Origin of the sequence: Aeromonas sp. HMWF014, assembly GCF_963878295.1 — a bacterium.
GTDB lineage: Bacteria > Pseudomonadota > Gammaproteobacteria > Enterobacterales > Aeromonadaceae > Aeromonas > Aeromonas popoffii.
Map to the genome: position 1 here is coordinate 7,366 of NZ_CAWNYS010000306.1, position 2,073 is coordinate 9,438.

The 2,073-nt window shown below is 64.0% G+C and carries 1 protein-coding gene and 1 pseudogene; both read left to right on the top strand.

Features of this window, described 5'->3' with window-relative positions:
- The coding region (locus tag AAC083_RS12580) for a YcjX family protein (RefSeq protein WP_258224682.1) at positions 1 to 1,039 on the top strand (1,039 nt) is incomplete at its 5' end.
- Positions 1,040 to 1,108: 69 nt separating this feature from the next.
- Positions 1,109 to 2,073 (top strand): annotated as a pseudogene (locus AAC083_RS12585) (YcjF family protein); the annotation flags it as partial.

A 2,073-nucleotide genomic window follows, 5' to 3' on the forward strand; every position in this document is an offset into this window, starting at 1 on the left:
GCATTTGGGGGAGATCTCCACCCTCTATGTGGATCTGGTGGATTACCCGGGGGAGTGGCTGCTCGACTTGCCGCTGCTAGAGATGAGTTACGAGCAGTGGAGCGAGCAGGTGCGCGATCAACTGCGCCGCCCCGAGCTGCAAGCACTCGCCGCCAGCTGGCTGACCCCACAATGGCAAGCGGCGCAGCCTTTTGAAGAGCGACCGGTCGCCCAGCTGGCCGAGCGCTATACCGCCTATCTGCACGCTTGCAAACGGGATCTCGGGTTACACCTGATCCAGCCCGGCCGTTTCGTATTGCCAGGGGAGTATGCCGGTGCCCCCATGCTGCAATTTGTTCCCTGGGTGTGGCAGCCGCCGGTTGGCGAGCCCGCCGAAGGCACCCTTTACGCCACCCTCAAGCAGCGCTTCGAGCAGTACAAACAGCACCTGGTGCAGGGCTTTTATGAGCAGCACTTTGCGGGGTTTGATCGCCAGATCGTGCTGGTGGATTGTCTGCAGCCTCTCAACGCCGGCGCGGCCAGCTTTGGCGACATGCAGCAGGCTATCGCCCGTATCATGGAGAGCTTCGCCTACGGCAAGAGCAACTGGTGGCGCCGGCTCTTCTCGCCGCGTATCGACAAGCTGCTGTTTGTGGCGAGCAAGGCGGATCACGTCACCCCCGAGCAGCACGCGCCCATGGTCTCTCTGCTGCAGCATCTGGTGCGCAGTGGCCGGGGTCAGGCGTGTTTTGAGGGGATAACCACCGAGTGTCTGGCGCTCGCGGCCATCAAGGCGACCGAGGTGGGCAAGGGAGTGGCCAATGGCCGCGAGTTCCCCGCCATCCGCGGCACCAGCCTCGCGGGCGAGCCGCTGCTGCTGTTCCCGGGGGAAGTGCCGCCCCATATTCCGCCTGCGCAATGGTGGAATAAACAGGGGGAGAACAATCAGGGCTTTGATTTTCAGGCGTTTCGCCCCTTAGCGATGAGCGCCCATCAGGCGCTGCCTCATATCCGGCTCGATGCGGCGCTGGAGTTTCTGCTCGGGGATCACCTCGAATAACCTAGGTTGTGCGGCAATGCAGGCAGGTAAGGCATGGTGGCACAGGTGCGTGGAGGAACAAGCAACAAGATGAACGATCAGACAAAACCGACGGTGGCCGAACCGGCGCCGCTGCAGGGCAAGGTGATCCTGGAGCCCGCCTTGACGGCGGCAAGCGACGAGCGACCGCCAGCTCCGGCCCAGCGCTTGGAGGAAGAAAGCTTCGAGCGCCTCGATGAGCTGGACGATTTCACTGAGGTGGAGCCTGCGCTTACCATCAAGCCGCGCCGGCGGCACCGGCTGCTCGGCTGGGGATTGGGGGCGGTTGGCCTGCTCTCTTTGGGGCAATATGGTGTTTTTCTCTACGATCAGTTGCTCACCACCCCGCTCTGGGGCAGCGCCTGGTTGCTGGCCTCCGGTCTGGTGGCCGTGGGCACGGCAGGCATGGTGGGGCGAGAGTGGCTGCGGCTGCGCACCCTCCAGCGGCGCCAGGATGTGCGCTCGCGCGCCGACGATTTGCTGGCCCGTCAGGGCGTCGGGCAGGGACAGGCTTTTTGCGAGGTACTCGCCGAGAAGAGTGGTGACAAGGGACGGGAGGGTTACCAACGTTGGCTGAACCAGCTCGACGAGAGTCACAGCGATCGGGAAGTGCTGACGCTCTACAGTCAGCTGGTGCTGACCGAGCGGGACAAGCTGGCCCAGGCCCGGGTGGCCAAATGGTCGGGGGAGGCCGCTGTGCTGGTGGCCCTGAGTCCCCTTGCCACTGTCGACATGATGCTCATGCTGTGGCGCAACTTGCGGATGATCGAGGATATCGCCGACGTCTATGCCATCGAGCTCGGTTACTGGAGCCGCATTCGCCTTATTCGTCAGGTGTTTCGCAACATGCTCTACGCCGGTGCCACCGAGCTGGTGACCGAGGTGGGCATGGACTTGCTGGGGGCTGAGCTCGCAGCCAAGCTCTCCGCCCGCGCCGCACAAGGGGTGGGAGCGGGACTGCTCACTGCCAGACTCGGGTTGCGCACCATAGAGGCGTGCCGCCCGCTGCCCTGGTG